25 protein-coding genes are annotated in these 21,804 nt (G+C 42.3%); 10 read left to right on the top strand and 15 right to left on the bottom strand.

Annotated features, from left to right (window positions below; genetic code table 11):
• Positions 1-73: 73 nt before the first annotated feature.
• The gene (locus L1266_RS17925) at positions 74-2,251 is read left to right on the top strand and encodes a YgiQ family radical SAM protein (RefSeq protein ID WP_235378045.1); all 2,178 of its coding nucleotides are present in this window, start codon (positions 74-76) and stop codon (positions 2,249-2,251) included.
• A 77-nt stretch (positions 2,252-2,328) separates the two neighbouring features.
• Here the strand turns inward: L1266_RS17925 and mgtE are convergent, their stop codons facing one another.
• The 12 genes from mgtE to L1266_RS17865 form a co-directional block, all read right to left on the bottom strand.
• Positions 2,329-3,687 carry a magnesium transporter gene (mgtE, locus tag L1266_RS17920; RefSeq protein WP_138601996.1) on the bottom strand — a complete coding sequence of 453 codons (1,359 nt, stop codon included), beginning with the start codon at positions 3,685-3,687 and terminating at the stop codon, positions 2,329-2,331.
• Between the two features lie 211 nt (positions 3,688-3,898).
• Entirely contained in the window at positions 3,899-4,171 is a 273-nt protein-coding gene (locus tag L1266_RS17915) for an HPr family phosphocarrier protein (protein ID WP_054554155.1), read from the bottom strand.
• A gap of 13 nt (positions 4,172-4,184) precedes the next feature.
• Positions 4,185-5,030: an RNase adapter RapZ gene (rapZ, locus tag L1266_RS17910; protein ID WP_138601999.1), complete on the bottom strand. Its 846-nt coding sequence runs from the start codon at positions 5,028-5,030 to the stop codon at positions 4,185-4,187.
• The gene (gene ptsN / locus L1266_RS17905; protein WP_054554157.1) at positions 5,031-5,483 is read right to left on the bottom strand and encodes a PTS IIA-like nitrogen regulatory protein PtsN; all 453 of its coding nucleotides are present in this window, start codon (positions 5,481-5,483) and stop codon (positions 5,031-5,033) included.
• A 3-nt stretch (positions 5,484-5,486) separates the two neighbouring features.
• Positions 5,487-5,774 carry a ribosome hibernation promoting factor gene (gene hpf / locus L1266_RS17900; RefSeq protein WP_054554158.1) on the bottom strand — a complete coding sequence of 96 codons (288 nt, stop codon included), beginning with the start codon at positions 5,772-5,774 and terminating at the stop codon, positions 5,487-5,489.
• Positions 5,775-5,800: 26 nt separating this feature from the next.
• Positions 5,801-7,297, bottom strand: coding sequence for an RNA polymerase factor sigma-54 (locus L1266_RS17895; RefSeq protein ID WP_054554159.1), 1,497 nt, complete (start codon positions 7,295-7,297; stop codon positions 5,801-5,803).
• Between the two features lie 106 nt (positions 7,298-7,403).
• A complete protein-coding gene (lptB, locus tag L1266_RS17890; protein WP_054554160.1) occupies positions 7,404-8,129 on the bottom strand; it encodes an LPS export ABC transporter ATP-binding protein in 726 nt (241 codons plus the stop codon).
• Entirely contained in the window at positions 8,126-8,647 is a 522-nt protein-coding gene (gene lptA / locus L1266_RS17885) for a lipopolysaccharide transport periplasmic protein LptA (protein ID WP_054554161.1), read from the bottom strand. The genes lptB and lptA overlap by 4 nt, the downstream gene beginning before the upstream one ends.
• Positions 8,637-9,191, bottom strand: a complete 555-nt coding sequence (gene lptC / locus L1266_RS17880) for an LPS export ABC transporter periplasmic protein LptC (RefSeq protein ID WP_054554162.1) — start codon at positions 9,189-9,191, stop codon at positions 8,637-8,639. The genes lptA and lptC overlap by 11 nt, the downstream gene beginning before the upstream one ends.
• A complete protein-coding gene (gene kdsC / locus L1266_RS17875; protein ID WP_138602001.1) occupies positions 9,188-9,739 on the bottom strand; it encodes a 3-deoxy-manno-octulosonate-8-phosphatase KdsC in 552 nt (183 codons plus the stop codon). The genes lptC and kdsC overlap by 4 nt, the downstream gene beginning before the upstream one ends.
• A gap of 3 nt (positions 9,740-9,742) precedes the next feature.
• Positions 9,743-10,714: a KpsF/GutQ family sugar-phosphate isomerase gene (locus L1266_RS17870; RefSeq protein ID WP_054554164.1), complete on the bottom strand. Its 972-nt coding sequence runs from the start codon at positions 10,712-10,714 to the stop codon at positions 9,743-9,745.
• 3 nt (positions 10,715-10,717) lie between these two features.
• On the bottom strand, positions 10,718-11,686 hold the full coding sequence (locus L1266_RS17865; protein ID WP_138616432.1) for a calcium/sodium antiporter: 969 nt from the start codon (positions 11,684-11,686) through the stop codon (positions 10,718-10,720).
• Between the two features lie 248 nt (positions 11,687-11,934).
• On the opposite strand from L1266_RS17865, the gene L1266_RS17860 reads away from it, so the two are divergent.
• From L1266_RS17860 to murA, 7 genes are read left to right on the top strand one after another with little or no spacing between them, the layout of a single operon-like run.
• On the top strand, positions 11,935-12,753 hold the full coding sequence (locus L1266_RS17860; RefSeq protein ID WP_082389312.1) for an ATP-binding cassette domain-containing protein: 819 nt from the start codon (positions 11,935-11,937) through the stop codon (positions 12,751-12,753).
• Positions 12,746-13,525: a lipid asymmetry maintenance ABC transporter permease subunit MlaE gene (gene mlaE, locus L1266_RS17855; protein ID WP_054554167.1), complete on the top strand. Its 780-nt coding sequence runs from the start codon at positions 12,746-12,748 to the stop codon at positions 13,523-13,525. The genes L1266_RS17860 and mlaE overlap by 8 nt, the downstream gene beginning before the upstream one ends.
• 13 nt (positions 13,526-13,538) lie before the next feature.
• Positions 13,539-14,087, top strand: a complete 549-nt coding sequence (gene mlaD / locus L1266_RS17850; RefSeq protein ID WP_054554168.1) for an outer membrane lipid asymmetry maintenance protein MlaD — start codon at positions 13,539-13,541, stop codon at positions 14,085-14,087.
• A 32-nt stretch (positions 14,088-14,119) separates the two neighbouring features.
• A complete protein-coding gene (locus tag L1266_RS17845; protein ID WP_371352324.1) occupies positions 14,120-14,767 on the top strand; it encodes an MlaC/ttg2D family ABC transporter substrate-binding protein in 648 nt (215 codons plus the stop codon).
• Positions 14,760-15,053, top strand: coding sequence for an STAS domain-containing protein (locus tag L1266_RS17840; protein ID WP_054554170.1), 294 nt, complete (start codon positions 14,760-14,762; stop codon positions 15,051-15,053). The genes L1266_RS17845 and L1266_RS17840 overlap by 8 nt, the downstream gene beginning before the upstream one ends.
• A 5-nt stretch (positions 15,054-15,058) precedes the next feature.
• On the top strand, positions 15,059-15,316 hold the full coding sequence (locus tag L1266_RS17835; RefSeq protein WP_054554171.1) for a BolA family protein: 258 nt from the start codon (positions 15,059-15,061) through the stop codon (positions 15,314-15,316).
• A 15-nt stretch (positions 15,317-15,331) separates the two neighbouring features.
• A complete protein-coding gene (gene murA, locus L1266_RS17830) occupies positions 15,332-16,591 on the top strand; it encodes a UDP-N-acetylglucosamine 1-carboxyvinyltransferase (RefSeq protein ID WP_138602006.1) in 1,260 nt (419 codons plus the stop codon).
• Between the two features lie 67 nt (positions 16,592-16,658).
• On the opposite strand, the gene L1266_RS17825 is transcribed toward murA, so the two are convergent.
• The 3 genes from L1266_RS17825 to L1266_RS17815 form a co-directional block, all read right to left on the bottom strand.
• Positions 16,659-17,741, bottom strand: coding sequence for a trypsin-like peptidase domain-containing protein (locus tag L1266_RS17825; protein ID WP_138602008.1), 1,083 nt, complete (start codon positions 17,739-17,741; stop codon positions 16,659-16,661).
• A gap of 98 nt (positions 17,742-17,839) precedes the next feature.
• Positions 17,840-19,192 carry a Do family serine endopeptidase gene (locus tag L1266_RS17820; protein WP_138602010.1) on the bottom strand — a complete coding sequence of 451 codons (1,353 nt, stop codon included), beginning with the start codon at positions 19,190-19,192 and terminating at the stop codon, positions 17,840-17,842.
• Positions 19,193-19,315: 123 nt separating this feature from the next.
• A complete protein-coding gene (locus L1266_RS17815; protein WP_055020791.1) occupies positions 19,316-19,759 on the bottom strand; it encodes a YhcB family protein in 444 nt (147 codons plus the stop codon).
• A 178-nt stretch (positions 19,760-19,937) separates the two neighbouring features.
• Between L1266_RS17815 and zapE the strand changes: the two genes are divergently transcribed.
• Both zapE and rplM read left to right on the top strand, forming a co-directional pair.
• Positions 19,938-21,026 carry a cell division protein ZapE gene (gene zapE, locus L1266_RS17810; RefSeq protein WP_054554176.1) on the top strand — a complete coding sequence of 363 codons (1,089 nt, stop codon included), beginning with the start codon at positions 19,938-19,940 and terminating at the stop codon, positions 21,024-21,026.
• 344 nt (positions 21,027-21,370) lie between these two features.
• Positions 21,371-21,799, top strand: a complete 429-nt coding sequence (rplM, locus tag L1266_RS17805) for a 50S ribosomal protein L13 (RefSeq protein ID WP_054554177.1) — start codon at positions 21,371-21,373, stop codon at positions 21,797-21,799.
• Positions 21,800-21,804 lie beyond the last annotated feature (5 nt).

Below are 21,804 nucleotides of genomic sequence, written 5' to 3'. Positions count from 1 at the left end.
GGGCGTTTTGTTTTCTATAATAATCTATAAGACTGAGGTATAATTCGCCCCTTTTGTTAGCAGAGTACACTTTATGAGCGCATTAAAAGCCGAGCGAGGCCTGTTTTCTTACCCTAAGTATTGGTCTGAATGCTATGGCACGGCGCCATTTTTACCAACCACTCGTGCAGAAATGGACGCGTTAGGCTGGGATAGCTGTGACGTGATCATTGTCAGTGGTGATGCGTATGTAGATCACCCAAGTTTCGGTATGGCTGTGATAGGGCGTATGCTTGAGTCACAGGGTTTTCGTGTGGGTATAATTGCACAACCTGATTGGAACTCAAAAGATGCCTTTATGGCGTTAGGTAAGCCTAACTTATTCTTTGGTGTTACAGCGGGTAATATGGACTCGATGATCAATCGTTATACTGCTGAAAAGCGTATGCGTCATGATGATGCTTATACGCCGGGTAACATAGGCGGTAAACGTCCTGACCGTGCGGTAGTTGTATACAGCCAACGCTGTCGCGAAGCTTATAAAGATGTGCCGTTGATCATTGGTGGTATTGAGGCGAGTTTACGCCGTATTGCTCATTATGATTATTGGCAAGAAAAAGTACGCCGTAGTGTATTGTTTGATGCTAAAGCTGACATTTTAATTTACGGTAACGCTGAGCGCCCACTTGTTGAAGTTGCCCACCGTATTGCTGCGGGTGAGTCGGTTGAGACAATTCAAGATATTCGTGGTACTGCGGTTATTCGTAAAGAACCATTACCGGGTTGGCGCGGTAGTGACTCAACTGCAATTGATAAAATCGGTAAGATTGATCCAATTCCAAACCCGTATGGCGCAGATGATGTGGGTTGTAGTAAGTCTGAATTTAAGCAAGCGGGGATCGATTTAAGTGCCGAGGCGGCTAAACCAATCACGATTCAGCCTGCTCGCCCTAAGCCATGGGAAAAAACCTACGTTAAGCTGCCTGCGTATGAGCAAGTAAGTGTGAATAAACCGCTTTATGCTCACGCCTCGCGTATTTTGCACCAAGAAACAAACCCAGGTTGTGCACGTGCGTTATTTCAACGCCATGGCGACCGCTCTATTTGGGTTAACCCGCCTGCATTTCCGCTTGAAACTGAAGAAATGGATGGCGTATTTGGTTTGCCTTATCAGCGTATTCCGCACCCAAGCTACGGCGATGAAAAAATCCCAGCTTATGAAATGATTAAAACCTCGGTGAACATCATGCGTGGTTGCTTTGGTGGTTGTTCTTTCTGTTCAATAACAGAACATGAAGGACGTATTATTCAAAGCCGTTCTGAGCAATCAATTATTGATGAAATTGAGCAAATTCGTGACAGAGTACCGGGCTTCACAGGGGTTATTTCTGACTTAGGCGGACCGACCGCGAATATGTATAAGTTGCGCTGTAAGAGCAAAAAGGCAGAGAGCACGTGTCGTCGTTTATCATGTGTTTATCCTGATATCTGCAAGCACATGGACACGGATCACACCCCAACGATTGAGCTTTATAAAAAAGCTCGAGATGTAAAAGGTGTGAAGAAAATCTTGATCGCGTCTGGCGTACGTTATGACTTAGCCGTAGAAGACCCTCGCTACGTAAAAGAGTTGGTTACCCATCACGTAGGCGGGTACTTAAAAATTGCCCCTGAGCACACTGAAGATGGTCCATTATCTAAGATGATGAAGCCGGGCATGGGAGCTTACGATAAGTTTAAAGAGCTATTTGATAAATACTCAAAAGAAGCGGGTAAAAAGCAGTATTTGATCCCGTATTTTATTTCTGCTCACCCAGGAACGAAAGACGAAGACATGGTGAATATGGCGCTATGGTTAAAGGCTCATGACTTTAAGCTTGATCAAGTACAAAACTTTTATCCATCGCCGATGGCCAATGCAACCACAATTTATCACACTGAGATGAACTCGCTGCGCAATATTAAGAACAATACTGAGCAAGTGCCTGTTCCAAAAGGCGCACGCCAGCGTCGCTTACACAAAGCGATTTTACGATACCACGATCCTGCTGGTTGGCCGATGATCCGTGAAGCACTAAGAAAAATGGGCAAAGCAAATTTAATTGGTAAAGGGCCGAATTGTTTGGTTCCTGAAGAAGGTCGAAACGAGAAAACTGCTAAAGGTAAGGGCGGTAAAGGCCGTGCAGCACTGACTCGTCATACCGGTTTTAGCCAGTTTAAAAAGGCCAATACCAAACCTAGAGTAGGTAAAAATAAGCAGCGTGCAAAGTAAAAGATATAAATACGGCCCTTAAAGGGCCGTTTTTATTTATACCAATTCGCTTAATTAAGTATTATTGTGAATTGGTATCAGATCAATAGCCAGGTTGCGGTGCCTAAAAAGGCAAAGATACCAACAATATCAGTGACGGTTGTCAGCACTACACTGCCGGCAAGGGCTGGGTCTATTTTCATTTTCTTAAGAATTAATGGAATACTCGCACCTGCAATACCTGCGGCAACAAGGTTCATAAACATTGCAAAGGCCAGCACTGCGCCGAGCTTAAAGTCCCATTGCCATAGGGCAACCACTCCAGCAATTAATATCGACCAAATAATACCATTCAGTGCGCCAATCGCCAGCTCTTTGAGTAATAAGAAGCGTTGGTTGGTTTGGTTGATATGGCCAACCGCTATACCACGAATAACCAGGGTTAAGGTTTGGCTACCTGCAACGCCACCCATTGAAGGGACGATACCATTGAGTACCGCTAAAATAGGTAAGATTGCTAAGGTGTTTTCGAAAAAGCTTGCCACAATGGCTGCTAGCAATGCGGTTAATAAGTTAACCCCAAGCCAAATAGAGCGACGCTGCGAACTTTTTAGCACTGGCGCAAAGGTATCTTCTTCGTCGTCAAGACCAGCGAGGCTTAGCATGCTGTGCTCTGCATCTTCACGGATTACGTCAACGATATCATCGATGGTAATACGGCCAAGCAAGTGAGCGTTATCATCTACAACAGGAGCTGAAATCCAGTTGTGACGCTCAAATAGCTGCGCCACATCGCTTTCATCCATAGAGATTAGGATTGACTCACAGTCTTCATCCATTAAATCACGAACAACTTTATCAGAAGGACTTGTCAGTAGCGTGGTTAACGAAAGCGCCCCTAAAAAGCAGTTATGTTTATCAACTACATATAAATCATCGGTACCCTCTGGTAACTCACCTCGTAAGCGTAAATAGCGTAAAACTACATCTAGGGTAACATCTGGACGAATGGTTACCGTATCGCTGTTCATCAGGGCTCCGGCTGAGCGCTCTTGATAAGAAAGCGCTTGAGTTGCCCTTTCTCTATCTTGCGAGTCCATCGCGCTAACAACGTCTTGATATACGGTATCAGGAAGACTACGTAAAACCTCACCTAAGTCATCGTCGTCCATATCTTCTGTAGCAGCAGCAATGTGCTCAGGCTCCATCTGGGCAATAATGCCAAGACGTACATCTTCAGAGAGTTCCTCTAGAACATCACCACGGACATCTGGGTCAACCAGCTGCCAAAGCATACGACGAATTTTATGGGGAGAAGACTCAAGTAAAAGGGCTGTATCACAAGGTGCCGTTTTGGCTAACATGCCGCGCACTTGAACAAATTGACCACTATTGAGTGACTTGGTCACTTGTTTGAGTTGTTGTAGTGGGTAATCTTGTTCAAAGGCTTCTGGCATTGGCGTCCTTACAACTGAAAAAAGTTTAAATAGGCTATGCAAATACAGCATAGTTGCTTTGTAGTGTATTTGCAGAGATATCGTCGCACTGCGATAAATTTATTAAGAGTTTTGTAATTTAGAAAAGCGAGCGATATAAAAGTAGGATATTTAAAGGGAATTTTAAATATCCGAAGTAAGTTTACCGTAAACCTTGAAGTCTTAGCAAATGCTATTCTTGCTCGTGAAAGCGTTGCGCAATTAATTCGCCGATTGCCGTTAATGCAGCGTCAGCGTCAGGACCTTCGCATACAACACGAACCTCTTTTCCTTGACTACTTTCAAGGAGCATTAACGCTAACACGCTGTCGCCTTCAGCTTCTTTCTCATCTTGAAAAAGTGTAATTTTGGCATCAAATTGCAGTGCTAGTTGCGCTAAAACAGTCGCAGCGCGAGCATGTAAGCCAAGTTTGTTTTGAATTAAAAAGGTATCTTCAGCGTGCATTGTTGGTGCCTAGTTAGATATCTTGTTCGCGGTGGCGAATTTTTACATTAGCATGAGTTTTAGAAAAGCTTTCACCAATTGTTTGCGCTAAGTAAACAGAACGGTGTTGGCCTCCTGTACAACCAATTGCAATGGTTAGGTAACTGCGGTTATTGCGCTCTAGATGTGGCAACCAAGTCTGTACAAAGGTTTGAATCTGCCAAGTGAACTTTTGCACTATGCTGTGGCTAGCTAAATAATCCCTGACAGGCTGATCGAGGCCGGTTAGTGGCTTTAAATCAGGCTCCCAGTGTGGGTTCGGTAAAAAGCGTGCATCAAAAACGTAGTCAGCTTCTTTTGGAATGCCATGCTTAAAACCAAACGACATAAACGTAATAATCAGTTTTTTATCTTTCTTACCTAAAATCTTTTCACGAATTGATTCTGCTAACTGATGAACACTCAAATCAGTGGTATCAATCATAAAGTCAGCGCGGGTGATCAGCACATCAAGCAGGATTTTTTCTTGTTTAATGGCAAGATCAAGCGGTAAAGAATCAATCGATAATGGATGCAAACGGCGAGTTTCAGAAAAACGCTTGATTAGGGTTTGATCATCACTATCTAGGTAGAATAGTGTTGGGTTAGCAAAACCTGGCAGGTACTCAAGAATATCATTAAACTCTTGCTGCTCTTTCGGTAAGTTACGTACGTCGATACTGACGGCAATTTTGTCATAATTATCAGAAACACTTCGCACGAGCGAAGGCAGTAGGTTGACAGGAATATTATCAACACAGTAGTAGCCTAAGTCTTCAAGAACTCGTAAAGCGACCGATTTCCCCGAGCCTGAGCGACCGCTGATAATTATTAATTCCATTTATGCCTCTGATGCAATTACTTGAAATAGTTGCTGATCGCTTGTAGCACTTCGCAACTGTTTACAAAAATCTTTATCTTTAAGTCTATCAGCAATTGTTGACAAGGTCTTCAAGTGCAACTGGCAATCGCCATCTGGTACGATGAGTGCCACAAAAATATCAACGGGACGATTGTCTATCGCATCAAAATTGATGGGAGATTCACTGACAATAATAAATGCATGAGGTTCATCAGCACCACTCATTCGACCGTGGGGAATAGCTATTCCTCGGCCGATACCTGTACTACCTAACTTTTCCCTGTTCAGAAAAGCATCTAGGATATCTTGTTGAGATAAATGAGGAAACTGCTGGTGAGCTAACTCGCTAATATACTCAAGAATTCTTTTTTTGCTATTAAAAAGGACCGCAGCTTTGCTGCAGTCCTGATTAGTAAGTGAACTAAGTTTCATAATTTAATGTCGAGCTAATTTCTCTTTATGCTTAATGACTTGGCGATCAAGTTTATCGATCAATGAGTCAATTGCTGCGTACATATCTTGATGTTCTGTAGAAGCGAACAACTCGCCTCCGTTTACATGTAAAGTTGCTTCTGCTTTTTGGCTTAATTTTTCTACATCTAAAATGACATGAACATTATTAATATGATCAAAATGCCTTTCTAGTTTTGCGAACTTAGTGTTTACATAGTCTCTTAATGAATCAGTGACTTCTACGTGACGACCAGTTAAATTTAGTTGCATAAGCATTTTCCTTCTATGTAAAACGTCTAAATCAGACTTTTACGCTGATTAGACGGAGGTATTGCTAGAGACTCACGATATTTTGCAATTGTACGTCTAGCTACTTTAATTCCTTGCTCAGCCAATATATCTGCAATTTTGCTATCACTCAATGGTTTAACCGAGTTTTCTGCAGCAACTAACTTCTTGATTAAAGCGCGAATTGCTGTAGAAGAGCACTCACCACCATTTTCGGTGCTGACATGGCTTGAGAAGAAATATTTCAACTCAAAAATTCCCCTTGGGGTATGCATATATTTTTGTGTTGTAACCCGAGAAATCGTCGATTCATGCATTTCGACCATTTCAGCGACATCGTTTAGCACCATTGGCTTCATTGCTTCTGGGCCATGTTCAAAGAAAGCTTGCTGTTGTTGCACGATACAGTTGGTCACTTTTAGTAAAGTATCGTTACGGCTTTCTAAGCTCTTAATAAACCACTTTGCTTCTTGTAAGTGAGAACGAATAAATTGGCTGTCGCTACTTGATTTAACAGAGCGAGACATCGCTGCATATTGGCTATTCACTCTAATTTTTGGCATACAATCTGGGTTTAACTCGACTACCCAGCGGCCTTTCACTTTTTTCACTGATACATCGGGTATGACGTACTCAGATTCTTCGCGTACTATGCTATCCGCAGGCTTAGGATTTAAGCTGTGAATGAGCGTCATCACTTCTTTAAGCTCGTTTTCTTTAAGCTTAGTCTTTTTCATTAAAGTGCGATAGTCGCGACTTGCTAATAATTCGATATGCTCAGATAAAACCATTTTAGTTTCAGCTAAATATGGCGTATTGGCATCGAATTGACGAAGTTGTATACACAGGCACTCTTGTAAACTTCGGGCGCCGATACCAACTGGATCGAATAACTGTATTCTTTTTAAGACAGCTTCAACTTCATCGAGTTCGATTTCTTCTTCATCATTATTTTGATTAAAGCTTTCGACAATATCTTCGCAGCTAACCGTTAAAATACCTGAGTCATCGATAGCTTCAACGATGGCAACGGCAATCGCTTCATCGGTAGGACTAAATGGTGTGAGCTGTAGTTGCCACATTAAATATTCTTGCAGTGTTTCTGTTGAAGCACCTTGGTAAATAGACTCGTCTTCAGGCATTGGCCCAGACGATGTTGATGGGGCGGCACTCATGTACTCATCCCACGTAACATCCATAGCTAAGTCATCGCTAACCGTATCCTTACTCAGAGCATCACTGCTTTCTTGCTCGAATTCGCTAGGTGCTTCGTCGGCAGACGCGCTGACTTGTACATCGTCAGACTCCGCTTTTTGCTCATTCTTACCGATGCTTTCTTCGTTGTAATCCGCTTCTTCCACTTCAAGCAGAGGATTACTATCAAGCGCTTCTTGAATTTCTTGCTGGAGATCCAATGTACTGAGCTGCAACAAGCGAATGGCTTGTTGCAGTTGTGGAGTCATTGTAAGTTGCTGGCCCATGCGCAGCTGTAATGATTGCCTCATGTATCCCTAACAATCCTTTTTAAGTTATCGGTAACGGTGAGGACACTGTTATCGATTTATTGTCATTGTATAAGTCTAGCAGATGCTCTAGTCGGTGGCGTAATGGTTACAGCCTGAATTGCTCGCCTAGATAAACATCACGTACAGTTTGGTCAGCTAATACGTGCTCAGGTGTCCCTGATGCAATTAGCTCCCCATGAGAAACAATGTAGGCTTTTTCACAAACATCAAGGGTTTCTCGAACATTATGGTCAGTAATAAGTACACCAATACCACGATTTTTTAGGTGCTCAATAATTTTCTTTATATCTAACACCGAAATAGGATCAACACCAGCAAAAGGCTCATCTAAAAGGATAAATTTAGGATTAGCGGCTAATGCACGTGCAATTTCAACGCGGCGTCGTTCACCACCTGACAGTGCCATACCTTGGCTATCGCGAATATGTTGAATGCTAAATTCATCTAATAAGTTGTTAAGCGTCTCTTCGCGCGTTGTTTTGTTAAGATCTTTGCGGGTCTCTAATATGGCCATCAAGTTTTGGTAAACTGTTAATTTTCGAAAAATAGACGACTCTTGTGGTAGATAACCAATACCTAAGCGCGCACGGCTGTGCATTGGCAAAAGCGTGATATCGTTATCATCGATGCTTATTTTTCCTTTGTCGCTTGGTACGAGGCCTACAATCATATAGAAGGTCGTTGTTTTACCTGCACCATTTGGCCCTAACAAGCCAACAATACTGCCCGCTTCAACTTCAAGACCGACATTTTTAACCACTTGGCGGCCTTTGTAGCTTTTAGCTAAAAGCTCTGCTTTTAATGTGCTCATGGTTGGCCTTTATCGTCTTTTTTATTTTCTACAGGCACTAAAATAGTGTGTACACGATCTGTTGAGTTTTCGTCTTTTTCTGCGCTGATCAGCTGTTGAGCCATATCATAGGTAATGCTTTTTGCCGTTACTTTTTGACCCGCTTGAGTGACTTCAGCTTCGCCATTGAGTGTTAAGAAGCGTTTCGCAACATCATAACGAACTTCTTCGGCGCTGGCACTCATCACGGTACCATCAGCTTGCTTTTCTTCGAAGTAAGCTGGTTTGCCTGTAGCGATAATTAATTCGACTGTACCTTCGGTGTCACCGCCATGTGCCTCAAGTCGCTCTGCTGTAATGCGACGATCACCATGCACGATCTCTACGTTACCTTCGAATATGCCAACGCCATCTTTTAGTTTACCGACTTGGCGATCTGAGCTAATGCTAATTTGAGCGCCTGTTTGCTCGGCAGCTGCGCCCGAAAAGGCAATTAATAAGCTTGGGATCAGGAGTAATTTCTTCAGTTTATTGGTCATAGTATATGGTTCGTGTATGGTTAGTTAACTCAACAATTTCGGCTTTTAAATCGGCTTTTAAGCCTTTACCGGTAATTTTTAAATTCGGTCCTGTTAGTGTTACAGGTTGCTTTGAAAACATCGTCATTTTATCAATGTCGACATTAATATTTTCTGCTTTTATGTCTTCGATCATACCGTTATGGGTTAAGTTTTTAGCAACTACATCCCCTTCAAAAATCAGCTGATCATTTTCGTATAAAGTAGCTTCTTTGGCTCTTACTTGCCAAACTTGCTGATCGCTATAAATAGTAAAAATAGGTTGTTCAAAAAAGGTAAACCCTAATTGTTGATACAACTCCATTTTTGCAGCTGCCACTTTATGACTAATTTTACCTTGCTCGTCATAAGCTGTTTGCTTTAGAGCAACGGCAGTGTAATCAGGTGTTGCGATGATCTCGTCTTCACTAGTTATTGTATCAGTTGACTGGTTAAAGTACGGGTACCATAACCACACCATGCAACAGACAAAAACAATACTCAGTAAAATACGGGCTATATTCATGCGCTGGTACCATCGCTAGTTAACGGCTTGCCGTTTTCTAACATCAGTAAATCAGTTAATTCACGCACGGCTCCAAAGCCACCCGGTAATAATGTGGTGTAATGAGCCAGCTTCTTGATAAGCGGGTGTGCATCGTTTACTGCGACAGCAAAGCCAACTTTTTCCATAACTGGTAAGTCTGGACCATCATCACCAATATAGGCAATCTGTTCATCTGTCAGCCCCAGTTTATCCTTTAACTCTTGATAAGCAATCAGCTTATCTTCTTGTCCCTGATAAATGTGCTGAACTGTTAGGCTAGTCATTCGCTGCTGAACTATTTGTGAATGGCGGCCAGTAATCACTGCCACTTCAAAGCCACTATTAATGAGTGCTTTAATACCAAAACCATCTTTAGTATTGAATGCTTTAAGCTCTTCGCCATTATTACCCAAATAAATTCGACCATCAGAAAAAACACCATCAATATCACAGATTAATAGTTTTATTTTTTGAGCACGCTGACTCACATCAGGGCTCAGGGGCTGGTATAGTTCGGCGAATGTCATTGCTTAGAGAACTCCTGCTTTTAATAAGTCTTGCATATTAAGGGCACCAATTGGTGTGTTGCTTTGATCCACCACAATTAAACCATTAATACGTTTATGCTCCATAATATTTAAAGCTTCAGCCGCAAGCATGTCAGGGCGAGCCGTTGTGCATGAACGGGTCATCACTTGGCTAATTGCCGTGTTATGGATATCGATGCGCTGTTCTAAAATACGGCGTAAGTCACCATCAGTGAATAACCCGGCTAACTTTTCATCTGCACCAATCACTGCGGTCATACCAAGGCCTTTGGCTGACATTTCAATCAATGCATCTTTGATGCTTTGGGTTTCGCTAACGATTGGCGTTGCGTCGCCTGCGTGCATCACATCATCTAATGTAAGTAATAAACGTTTACCTAAGCTGCCACCAGGGTGCGAAAGTGCAAAATCGTCGGCAGTGAAACCTCGGGTTTCTAGTAGCGCAACCGCCATTGCATCGCCCATAACCAAGGTTGCAGTGGTGCTTGCCGTTGGGGCAAGGCCTAACGGACACGCTTCTTGGCTAACTTTGATGCACACATGAACATCAGACAGTTTTGCCATTGTTGAGTCTGGGTTGCCTGTTAACGAAATCATTTTTGCGCCAATGCGCTTAATAACAGGGATAATACTGAGTACTTCGCTGGTCTCACCTGAATTTGAAATACACATCACCACATCGTCGCGGGTGATCATGCCTAAATCACCGTGGCTAGCTTCGCCAGGATGAACAAAAAATGCCGGAGTGCCAGTACTTGCAAGGGTTGCAGCAATTTTATTACCTACATGGCCAGACTTGCCCATACCAATCACAATAATACGACCTGTACATTGGAACATTAATTGGCAAGCATTATCGAAATCTTGATTTATATATTGCTCAATTTCTTGTAAAGCTTGTGCTTCAATTTCGAGTACGCGCTTACCCTGCGCGATAAAGCTAGGTTGTGTCATTAATTATCCTACTTGGCTGAAAATATAGCCCTGATATGCAATAAATGCGACTAACAGTAAGCCACCTTCTACTCTATTGATACGACGAGCACCTTTAAAGTTCAATGACATGGCAATCAATACAACGGTTGCTGCAATCATGATAAGTGCATCGCGGTTTGCCGCAGAAGGGTCAATAATTGATGGGTTGATAATACCCGCAAGTGGTAATACGGCGAGTAAATTGAAAATGTTTGAGCCAACGATATTACCAAGCGCTAAATCGTCTTCGTTTTTTAATACCCCTGCAATACAGGCTGCCAGCTCTGGTAAGCTGGTGCCAATAGCAATTATGGTTAAGCCTATTACAAGGTCTGATAGACCAAAATATTTTGCGATATCAACGGCTGATTCAACTAAAAAGTGTGAACTGACTGGTAATAAAATCATGCCGATGATTAACCAAAATATGGCTGATTTAGTGCTGACATCGTTCGGAACATCTTCACATGCTTCGCTGACAAATGGGTCATCTTGGTTTTTAGCACGCAGAGACACAATAACTAAGCCACCAATGAACACCGCAAAGGCAATCATCAATGCAATGCCTTCAGCGAACGAAAAATAGTTATCTGAGAACACATACCAAGCGGCTACTGAGATTAACAGTACCAGCGGCATTTCGCGTTTGAGTGTCATTGAAGATACTGAAAGAGGGCGCAGTAAAGCTGTGACACCAAGTACAAGTAAGATGTTAGTAATGTTAGAGCCGACCGCATTACCTACCGCAGTATCTGTTTTACCGGCAAGTGCCGCTGATGCAGATACCATCATTTCAGGCGCAGATGAGCCCATAGCAACAACGGTTAAACCAATGATTAGGGTGGGGATCCCCATATTTTTTGCCAGTGCAGCCGCCCCATAAACAAACCGATCAGCACTCCAGACGAGTGCAGCAAAGCCAATAATTAAAATGACAAAAGAAGTCACCATTGTGATACGCCAACATTACTTATACAGATGACTGCAAATAGTAACAAAAGCGAGCCTGAAAGTATAAGTAAAAGAATGGGCTGGCAAGCATAAAGCGTGCTTGGTAAGGAAACTAAATTTCAGGTGTCGTTAAGCTCTTTACAGCTAGCTTTAGAATTTATTGATAGAAAATATTACAAAATTTTACGATTTGTTTTTTCCATCTTGACTAAAAAACCCTTAAAATGGCAAAACTAGTGAAAAACGTTATGGAGAGCGACTTGTCGCAATCAATAGTAGAAATCAAGGATGTAACCTTTTCACGGGGCGATAGAATCATATATAAAAATATGAGTTTTAACATTCCGAAAGGCAAGATTACCGCTATCATGGGACCGAGCGGCATTGGTAAAACCACCATGTTACGCTTAATTGGCGGTCAGCTGAAGCCTGACTCTGGTGACATTTTATTTGAAGGCAAAAGCATTCCTAGCATGACTCGCAAGGAACTTTACGCCGCCCGTACCAAAATGAGCATGCTGTTTCAAAGCGGCGCTTTATTTACCGATATGTCAGTGTTTGACAATATCGCCTTTCCTTTGCGCGAACATACTCAGCTTAGCGAAGATTTAATCCGCCTTGTTGTTTTAATGAAATTACAAGCTGTTGGCCTGCGTGGTGCACAAGATTTAATGCCGTCTGAGCTTTCGGGTGGTATGGCTCGTCGTGCTGCTTTAGCGCGTTCAATTGCCCTTGATCCAGAACTTATCATGTATGATGAGCCTTTTGCTGGTCAAGATCCTATTTCCATGGGTGTGCTTGTTAAACTTATTAAGTCACTGAATGAGGTGTTAGGTTTATCATCACTGATCGTAACTCATGATGTAACAGAAGTAATGAGTATTGCCGACCACGTGATCATCATTGCTGATCAAGGAGTGATAGGCGAAGGGTCACCTGAGCAAATGCAAAACCATGAATCTGAGCTTGTGCAACAGTTCTTAAATGGTTTATCGGATGGCCCTGTGCCATTCCATTTCCCAGCTCCTGCGTATGATGATGAATTACTAGGAGTGCATAATGCTTGATCTATTCCAGAAGTTAGGTCACAAAACGCTAGGGCGCTTTGCCGCGCTTGGTCGTTCTACTCAAATGCTGTTTGGTGCACTCGTTAATGTGCCAAACTTTAAAAAAGGCACACCTTTACTTGTTCGCCAATTATATATGGTGGGCTCGCAATCTCTTTTGATCATCATGGTGTCAGGCCTATTTATCGGTATGGTGCTCGCTCTGCAAGGTTACACCGTATTAGTAGGCTATGGTGCTGAAGATAGCTTAGGACCCTTAGTGGCATTGAGCTTATTACGTGAGTTAGGCCCTGTAGTAACAGCATTACTGTTTGCTGGTCGCGCGGGTAGTGCGCTTACTGCTGAAATTGGGTTAATGAAAGCGACTGAACAATTATCAAGTTTAGAAATGATGGCGATCGATCCACTTAAACGCATTATTGCACCGCGTTTTTGGGCTGGTTTTATCAGTATGCCATTGCTTGCACTAATATTTTCTGCGGTTGCTATTATTGGCGCTCATTTAGTGGGTGTTGATTGGCTTGGTGTTGACTCAGGAAGCTTCTGGTCAATCATGCAAGCGCAAGTGTCGTTTCAACAAGATATTGTGAACGGCATGATTAAGAGTTTTGTATTCGCCATGATTGTGACTTGGATTGCACTTTACAAAGGCTATGACTGTGTTCCTACATCTGAGGGGATCAGTAAGGCCACAACAGAAACCGTTGTGCACTCGTCATTGGCAGTATTAGGTTTTGACTTTATTTTAACAGCGGTAATGTTTACCAGCTAATTAGGGTATTAAGATGAATTCACGGAAATTAGAAATATTAGTTGGCTTTTTTGTAGCCCTTGGTATCGCTGCATTTGCATTATTAGCATTTAAAGTTGCGAATGCTGGCATTAGTGGGAGTGGTGAAACTTACCAACTTAACGCAAAGTTTGAGAATATTGGTTCTTTAAAAGCAAGAGCGCCTATCAAAGTAGGTGGTGTGGTTGTTGGTCGAGTTGAATCTATTTTTATCCATCCAAAAGAGTTTGTGCCGGTGGTTAATATGGCGATTGATGCTAATTACTTATGTAAGTTTTCAGACACCACATCAATCTCTATTTTAACGTCAGGTATTTTAGGTGAACAGTATTTAGGTATTAACCCTGTTATTGCCCCAGAATCTGCTGAGCAGCGTTGTATGGGCAATGAAGTGACAGTTAATGAACAAGATGCTGGCTTAGATGAGCTGTTTGGTGTTGAAAGTAAGGCTCTTGCCAATGGTGACTACATTACCGACACAAAATCAGCATTAGTTTTAGAAGAATTGATAGGTCAGTTCTTATTCAACCAAGGAAGTGAATAATTATGTTTAAGAAGTTTTTAGTATGTTTGGGCATGCTGTTGACGTTAAATGTCAATGCAGCTGATGCAAATATTGATTTAAAAGATCCTTATAAAATGGTGCGTAAAGTATCTGATCATACGTTTGCGCGTATTTCTAAAGATCAGCCTCTAATTGCGAAAGATAAAGAGCATTTACGCGTTATCGTTGAAGAAGAGCTGATGCCTTACATAGACTACAAATATGCTGCATTGCGCGTATTAGGTAATCATGTATCAAAGGTGCGCGCTATCGAAGATAAAGAAGAAAAAGCGAAAGCAATTAAAGAGTTGCAGCGCTTTATTGATGTATTTCAAAAATATTTAATCGCCACTTACGCTGGCGTGTTTACACAGTACACTAATCAAAGCGTTGAGTTCGCACCTGCGCAGCCTTTCAAAGGCCAAGATGTCGTAGTAGTGAAAACAAAAATTGTTGAGCCGGGTAAGCCAGATATTAAAATCGATTTTAAGGTACGCGAGGATCGTGATGGTGATTGGCGAGCCTATGACATGATTGCGGAAGGTATTAGCTTATTAGATGCTAAACAAAGTGAATTACAAGGTATTTTACGCCAACAAGGTATAGAATATGTGAGTGATTTATTGGAGCAGAAGAGCCAGTTGCCAGTTCAGTTCAGAGGTGAAGGTGGCAATGAGTAAAGTCGAGATTACTCAACTTGAAGAGAACCAGTTTCGAGTCAGTGGCGAACTGACTCGAAATTCAATTGGTCGTGAACGGCTTCTGAACGTTAAGCCAGATACGAAGCATAAAACATGGTATTTTGACCTTTCTGGGCTTTCTAGGGTTGACACGGCGGGCTTAGCTTGGTTAATTCACTCTTTCGCAGAATTAAAGCAGCAAGGCATTCACCTTGAACTGCAAAATAGCCCTGAGCAATTGCAAAACTTAATGCAGTTGGGTCAGGTCACAAACTTATTTGAGTGAGATTTATGGAAACGAGCCAAGTCGAAACGTTATTACGCGACGAATTAAAACTAGATGAAGTGATTGTTAAAGCAAATGGTAGCCACTACGAAGTGATTGCTGTTGGTGAGTGTTTTGATGGTTTATCTCGCGTGAAGAAGCAACAGTTGGTTTATGCTCCGTTAATGTCAACAATCTCAGACGGTACAATCCACGCTGTATCTATCAAAGCGTTCACACCGACTGAATGGAAACGCGAACAAAAATTTATTTTACCTCAATAGTCGCAGGGCCTCCTAATGGATCAATTTGTTATTCAAGGTGGCACCTCTCTGGCAGGTGAAGTCACTATTTCTGGCGCTAAAAATGCCGCTCTTCCAATTCTTTTTGCTGCGCTTTTAGGGCAGGGCAAAAGTACCTTTAGTAATGTTCCTCGTTTACGCGATATCGGCACCACAGAAGCCTTGTTAAAAACGCTGGGTGCAAATGTCGAATGGCAGCAAGACAAACTAATCATTGATGGTGCGACGGTTGATAAAACGCTTGCACCGTACGAGCTGGTAAAGCAAATGCGTGCCTCTGTGCTTGCATTAGGCCCTTTAGTTGCCCGTTTTGGCCAAGCGCAAGTATCACTGCCAGGTGGTTGTGCGATTGGTGCCCGCCCAGTTGATATCCATATTCAAGGCCTCGAGCGCATGGGCGCTATCATCAAGGTTGAAAATGGTTATATCAACGCTAAGGTTGATGGTCGCTTAAAAGGTGCTGAAATCTTTATGGAGATGGTCAGTGTTGGCGCAACAGAAAACTTACTAATGGCAGCAACGCTGGCTGATGGTAAAACTGTACTTGAAAATGCCGCTCGCGAACCTGAAATTACCGATCTTGCTAATTGCTTAATTGCGATGGGTGCGAAGATCAGCGGTGCAGGCACTAGCCGTATCGAAATTGAAGGGGTTGAGTCACTATCGGGTTGTGAGTACAGCATTCTTCCTGATCGCATTGAAACAGGTACCTTCTTGGTTGCGGCGGCAATGGCTGGCGGTGAAGTGCTTTGTAAAAATACAGACCACCATAGTCTTGATCCTGTGATTGAAAAACTACGCGCTACCAATGCCTTGGTTGAAGTCACTGATAACAGCATTTATCTTGATATGCGTGGCCGCGAATTAAAAGCAGTTAATATTAAGACTATGCCACACCCGGGTTTCCCTACCGATATGCAAGCGCAGTTTACAGCTTTAAATGTGGTAGCTAAAGGCAGTGCAACCATCACAGAAACGATTTTTGAAAACCGTTTTATGCACGTACCAGAGTTACAGCGTATGGGCGCAAACATTCGCTTAGAAGGTAATACGGCAATTTGTGGCGATACAGAAAGCCTATCAGGCGCGCAAGTGATGGCAACTGATTTACGTGCTTCAGCGAGCCTTATTTTGACAGGGATCGTTGCTCAAGGTGAGACTATTGTTGACCGCATCTATCACGTAGACCGTGGTTATCAACGCATTGAAGATAAGCTGAGTGCGCTAGGTGCTAATATCAAGCGCCGTTCAAGCTAATCGCTAAGACTTCCAAAAAAGGCCTAACACTTGTTAGGCCTTTTTTGTATCTGTATTACCTAAGTAACTACTGCTCGTCTTCGAGTTCTGCAACAGTCACCATTACTTTTAAGATTTTGCCATTGCGATATACTTCAAACTCAAGTTCTTTTCCTGGCTCTGTATTGGCCAGTTTCTCGAGTACTTGTTGTGGGTTTGCTACTGAAATACCGCCAATTTTAACTACAATATCTGTTTCTCTAATACCTGCTTTCCAGGCTGGGCCAAATGGATCAAGTTGAGAAATACGCATACCTGCAACAGGCGTAAAGTTATCGCTAACATCTTTACCTGTACTATCAATGCCGGTGCCACTAAAGCCTAAATAGCCACGTACGACACGGCCATGCTTTATTAGTTTATCCATCACATCTTTGGCAATCGAGTAAGGCACCGCAAAGAAAATACCCTGAATATCGAGATTTTCATGAGTTTTAAATTGTGCCGAGGTAATACCGACTAAGTCACCTCTTGAATTGACTAACGCGCCACCTGAGTTGCCAACGTTAATCGCAGCATCCATCTGTAATAGGCTGCTGTAAGGGCTATCGATTAAGTTTTGTTTACCCGTCGCACTGATAATACCTTGGGTAATGGTTTGACCTAAGTTAAGCGGGTTACCTATCGCTAAAACAACATCACCTACACGTGGTTTAAATTTATCGTTCACTGGAATTTTTGGTAAATGCTCAGCGCTGATCTTTAACAGTGCTAAATCTGTTTGAGTATCAAAACCAATCACTTGTACATCATAAAAACGACGGCCATCAGCGAGCGTAACAATAATGAGGTCGGCATTTTTGATTACATGGTAGTTAGTCAAGATATAGCCGTCTTGGGTCATGATCACACCAGAGCCAAGAGCTTGAACGGTGTTTTGACGTTTATAGCGCGGTTGATTGGAAATGCTTTCTGAAAAAATAGTAACAACCGACGGCGCTGCTTTTTGTACTGCATCAGCAAAGCTCATATGTTCAGAGGATATCGCTGCAGGTAAATTCATATCTGGTAACAGTGTGCTACGAAGGCTTGGGCTAAATAAAACCACTAAAAAGGCAATGCCTAAACCAGTGAAAAGCGGTGGAAGGATAAATTTTAAAAGTTTCAGCACAGTATTCTTATTATCAGTGAGCAATCCCTTAATGATGGCACAAAAAAAATATCAGCGGCAAGCACCGCTGTTATTTTTTCATGATTTATCAACTAGGTTTACTGAATAAGTACGAAAATAAGCTCTCTACCTCGTTTAACACCTAGTACGATGTTACCTTTGGTATTTTCGATGATCTTATTCATGTCGCGGATTGTTTCAACGCGTTGACGGTTCACTTGCATGATCACATCACCTTCTTCAAGGCCGACACGAGCAGCTGGAGAACGCGCTTGTACGCCGGTTACTTCAACACCCTTACCATCACTCTTCTGGGTATTTTCTAATGTCGCTCCTTGGAAAGCTGGGTGCGTTTCTTCGCCAGCAGCAGTCGTTGCTGATGCACCATCTAATGTGACATTAACGGTTTTGATTTTGCCATCTCGGTAAATGCCCAGTTTTACTTTTTTGCCTTCGCCAAGGGTAGCAATTTTACTGCGTAATTCATGGAAACCACTAATTTCAGTACCATCAACGCTAATGATTACATCACCCGCTTTGATACCCGCTTTACTTGCTGCTGTATCATCCATTACTTGCATAACGTAAGCGCCTTGTTTTACGTCTAGCTGTTGTGCTTTAGCGAGGCCTGCATCAAGTGGTCGACCTGAAATACCCAGCGAGCCACGACGCACTTCACCGTGTTCGATGATCTGGTCAACAAGGTTTTTCATCATGGTAGATGGAATGGCAAAACCAATCCCCACATTACCACCTGATGCACCTAAGATAGCGGTGTTGATACCAATCAGTTCACCATTAAGGTTCACTAAAGCGCCGCCTGAGTTGCCTTGATTGATAGCTGCATCGGTTTGAATAAAGTCTTCATAGCCCTCTATATTTAAACCGCTACGGCCAAGGGCACTGACGATACCTGATGTTACAGTGTGACTTAGACCAAATGGATTACCAATGGCAACTGCGAAGTCTCCTACACGTAATTGATCTGAATCGGCAATTTTAAGCGCTGTTAAGTCTTCAGCATCAATTTGCAGCAAGGCAATATCTGACTCTTTATCACTACCAATTTTGGTCGCGTCATATTCGCGGCCATCTTCTAAGGTCACCACCATTTTTTCGGCATCTTCGATAACATGGTTATTAGTAACCACGTACCCTTCGTCTGCATCAATGATCACACCTGAGCCTAGGCCACTAAATTCACGCTTTTGACTGCCACCACGAGGAACACCAAAAAAGTCATCAAAAGGAGTCGCACGGCGGCGAACTTCTTTAGAGCCTGACACTTGAATACTCACCACACCCGGTGTGATCTGTTCAAGCATAGGCGCGAGGGTTGGCAATTGTTGACCATTTACAGCAACAGGAAGTTTTGCCATTGAAATTGCAGGGCTTAATAATAAGCTAGAAGATAAAATAGCAGCACTGATAACAGATAATTTCATTTTCATAGTCTGGGTTTACTCCACTTCAGAGATAAAGCAAAAACTAAAAAGGGCTGCTTAAGCAGCCCTTTTCTTGGTTTAGATATAAAGCTGTTATATCTAATGACTATGGGGTCAAAAAAAAGTTCATCAAGAGGCTTTAGAATGTTCTGAAACTTTCTCTGAGCCAGTGAACAAGCCCGTTTCACCAACAACATAGTCAGCAGGCTGAGCTTCAGCACTTGAACGATCGCCTCTGCGGTCTTGTAATGAGTTTTGTAATTGCTCAGTTGTTTCTTTAGAAAAGAACGGCTCATTTGGGTGCTGTTTTTTATCAGCAAGTAGTAGTTTATTTGTCTCTTCTACATGGTTAAGTAGCTGGTCGTAGTTATCTTTCATTTTAGATACTAGCTTACCTGTGCTCGCTAGATGATCAGCTACATCCTGACGATATTGTTCAAGCGCATTGTTAGCTTGCTCGACTTGTTGTTCTAGTTCGTCTTGCTTAAATTGTTTTTTGGTTACAAAAGCACCAATGAAGAATGCTGAAATTGCAACGATGATTAGAATACCTATCCAGGTAATTGTGCCCATAAATCTACCCCTTTGGGAAAAAATAACAAAAACAAATGCTTTAAAAGCATTTATAGTCCAATCATTATTAAAATATGCTTAATTTGATTGTGAAATCATACTGCGGGCTAATATACCCTGAGATACGATGCGTGTTAATATACTGTGCAAATTTAACTGTGTTTTATTGTAACGACCTATGACTCCTTGGCAGAAATACCAACAAGATTTACAACGTGAAGACTTTGTACATGATGCAGCGCAAGAAAATGCAGTGCGCCATTTGCAAAGACTCTATGATGACCTAACGGCAGACAAACCGGCCGCGAAGGGGTGGTTTGCCAAACTATTCTCTAAAGATAGCACGCCAAGTATAAAAGGGCTGTATTTTTGGGGCGGAGTAGGTAGAGGTAAGACCTATTTAGTTGATACGTTCTACGAAGCTTTACCTACTGATCGTAAGATGCGTGTGCACTTTCACCGTTTTATGCATCGCGTGCATGATGAGCTGAAAAAGTTAAAAAATACCAGTAATCCATTAAATGTGGTTGCAGATATCTTTAAATCAGAAACAGATATTATCTGTTTTGATGAATTTTTTGTGCAAGATATCACTGATGCAATGCTGCTAGGTGGTTTGATGGAAGCCTTATTTGAGCGCGGCATTGTGCTGGTAGCTACGTCAAACATCGTGCCTGATGAGCTGTATCGAAACGGTTTGCAACGTGCACGTTTCTTACCAGCAATTGAGTTGGTAAAAGCCAACACCGAAATTGTTAATGTAGACTCGGGGGTTGATTATCGCTTACGTACCCTTGAGCAAGCCGAAATTTTCCATAGTCCGCTTGATAAGCAAGCTGATGATAATTTATTTGAATACTTCGATAAGTTGTCACCTGAGCCGGGTGTGCTCGATAAAGAAATTGAAATTGAAGGGCGGATGATCAAAACCCGTAAAGTGTCTGACTGTATTGCTATGTTTGAGTTTAGTGAACTATGCGAAACAGCCCGCAGCCAAGTTGATTACATGGAAATAAGCCGACTTTATAACACGGTGATTTTGTCGAACGTAAAAGCTCTTGGGCAAGCCAATGATGATGCCGCACGTCGTTTTATCGCGTTAGTGGATGAATTCTACGAGCGTCATGTAACGCTGATTATCTCTGCTGAAAAGCCAATAACCGAGCTATATAGCGAAGGTAACTTAAATTTTGAATTTAAGCGCTGTATTAGCCGACTACAAGAAATGCAATCGTTAGAGTACTTAGCAAAAGAGCATCTAGCTTAGTGAGCTGTCAGCTTTCAGCCGTCAGTTATTAGCCGAACGGTGTTGAATGTAAGGCGCGCCAAGTAAGCGTGACGCCTACGATTGATGTAGGCGTGAAATTTATTTCGCGCGCACTTAGCTGATAGCCGATTTTCTCGAATAAAAAACAACCATCATATAGCAATGTGGTTCAAGTGCTGGTATACTCCCGCGTCTGCCACGTTGCGTTCTATTGCCAGATATTAGTTTAGCCTCTAATTGATGGCTCAAAGTCTTAAACTCGAAGGGGTTAAAGCATTCAACTTAGAGCGGTAATTAATAATAATTACCTGTGGTTTTAATTAAAAAACATTGGATTTTAATAAATGAAAACGTTTGTTGCTAAGCCAGAAACAGTAAAACGTGACTGGTACGTAGTTGACGCTGAAGGTAAAACTTTAGGTCGCATCGCTACTGAAATCGCTCGTCGCCTACGCGGTAAGCATAAAGCTGAATACACTCCTCACGTAGATACTGGTGATTACATCATCGTTATCAACGCTGAGAAAGTTACTGTTACTGGTAATAAAGCAAAAGACAAAATGTACCACGCACACACTGGTTTCCCAGGTGGTCTTAAGTCTACTACTTTCGACAAGCTTCAAGCTGCAAAGCCTGAAATGATCATCGAAAAAGCTGTTAAAGGCATGTTGCCACGTGGTCCTTTAGGCCGCGCAATGTACCGTAAACTTAAAGTTTACTCAGGTACTGAGCACAACCATGCTGCACAACAGCCTCAGGTTCTAGACATTTAAGGAGC

The sequence above is a fragment of the Pseudoalteromonas sp. Cn5-37 genome, from assembly GCF_021532495.1.
Classification (GTDB): Bacteria; Pseudomonadota; Gammaproteobacteria; order Enterobacterales; family Alteromonadaceae; genus Pseudoalteromonas; species Pseudoalteromonas simplex.
This window is presented reverse-complemented; position numbering and strand designations above follow the sequence as displayed.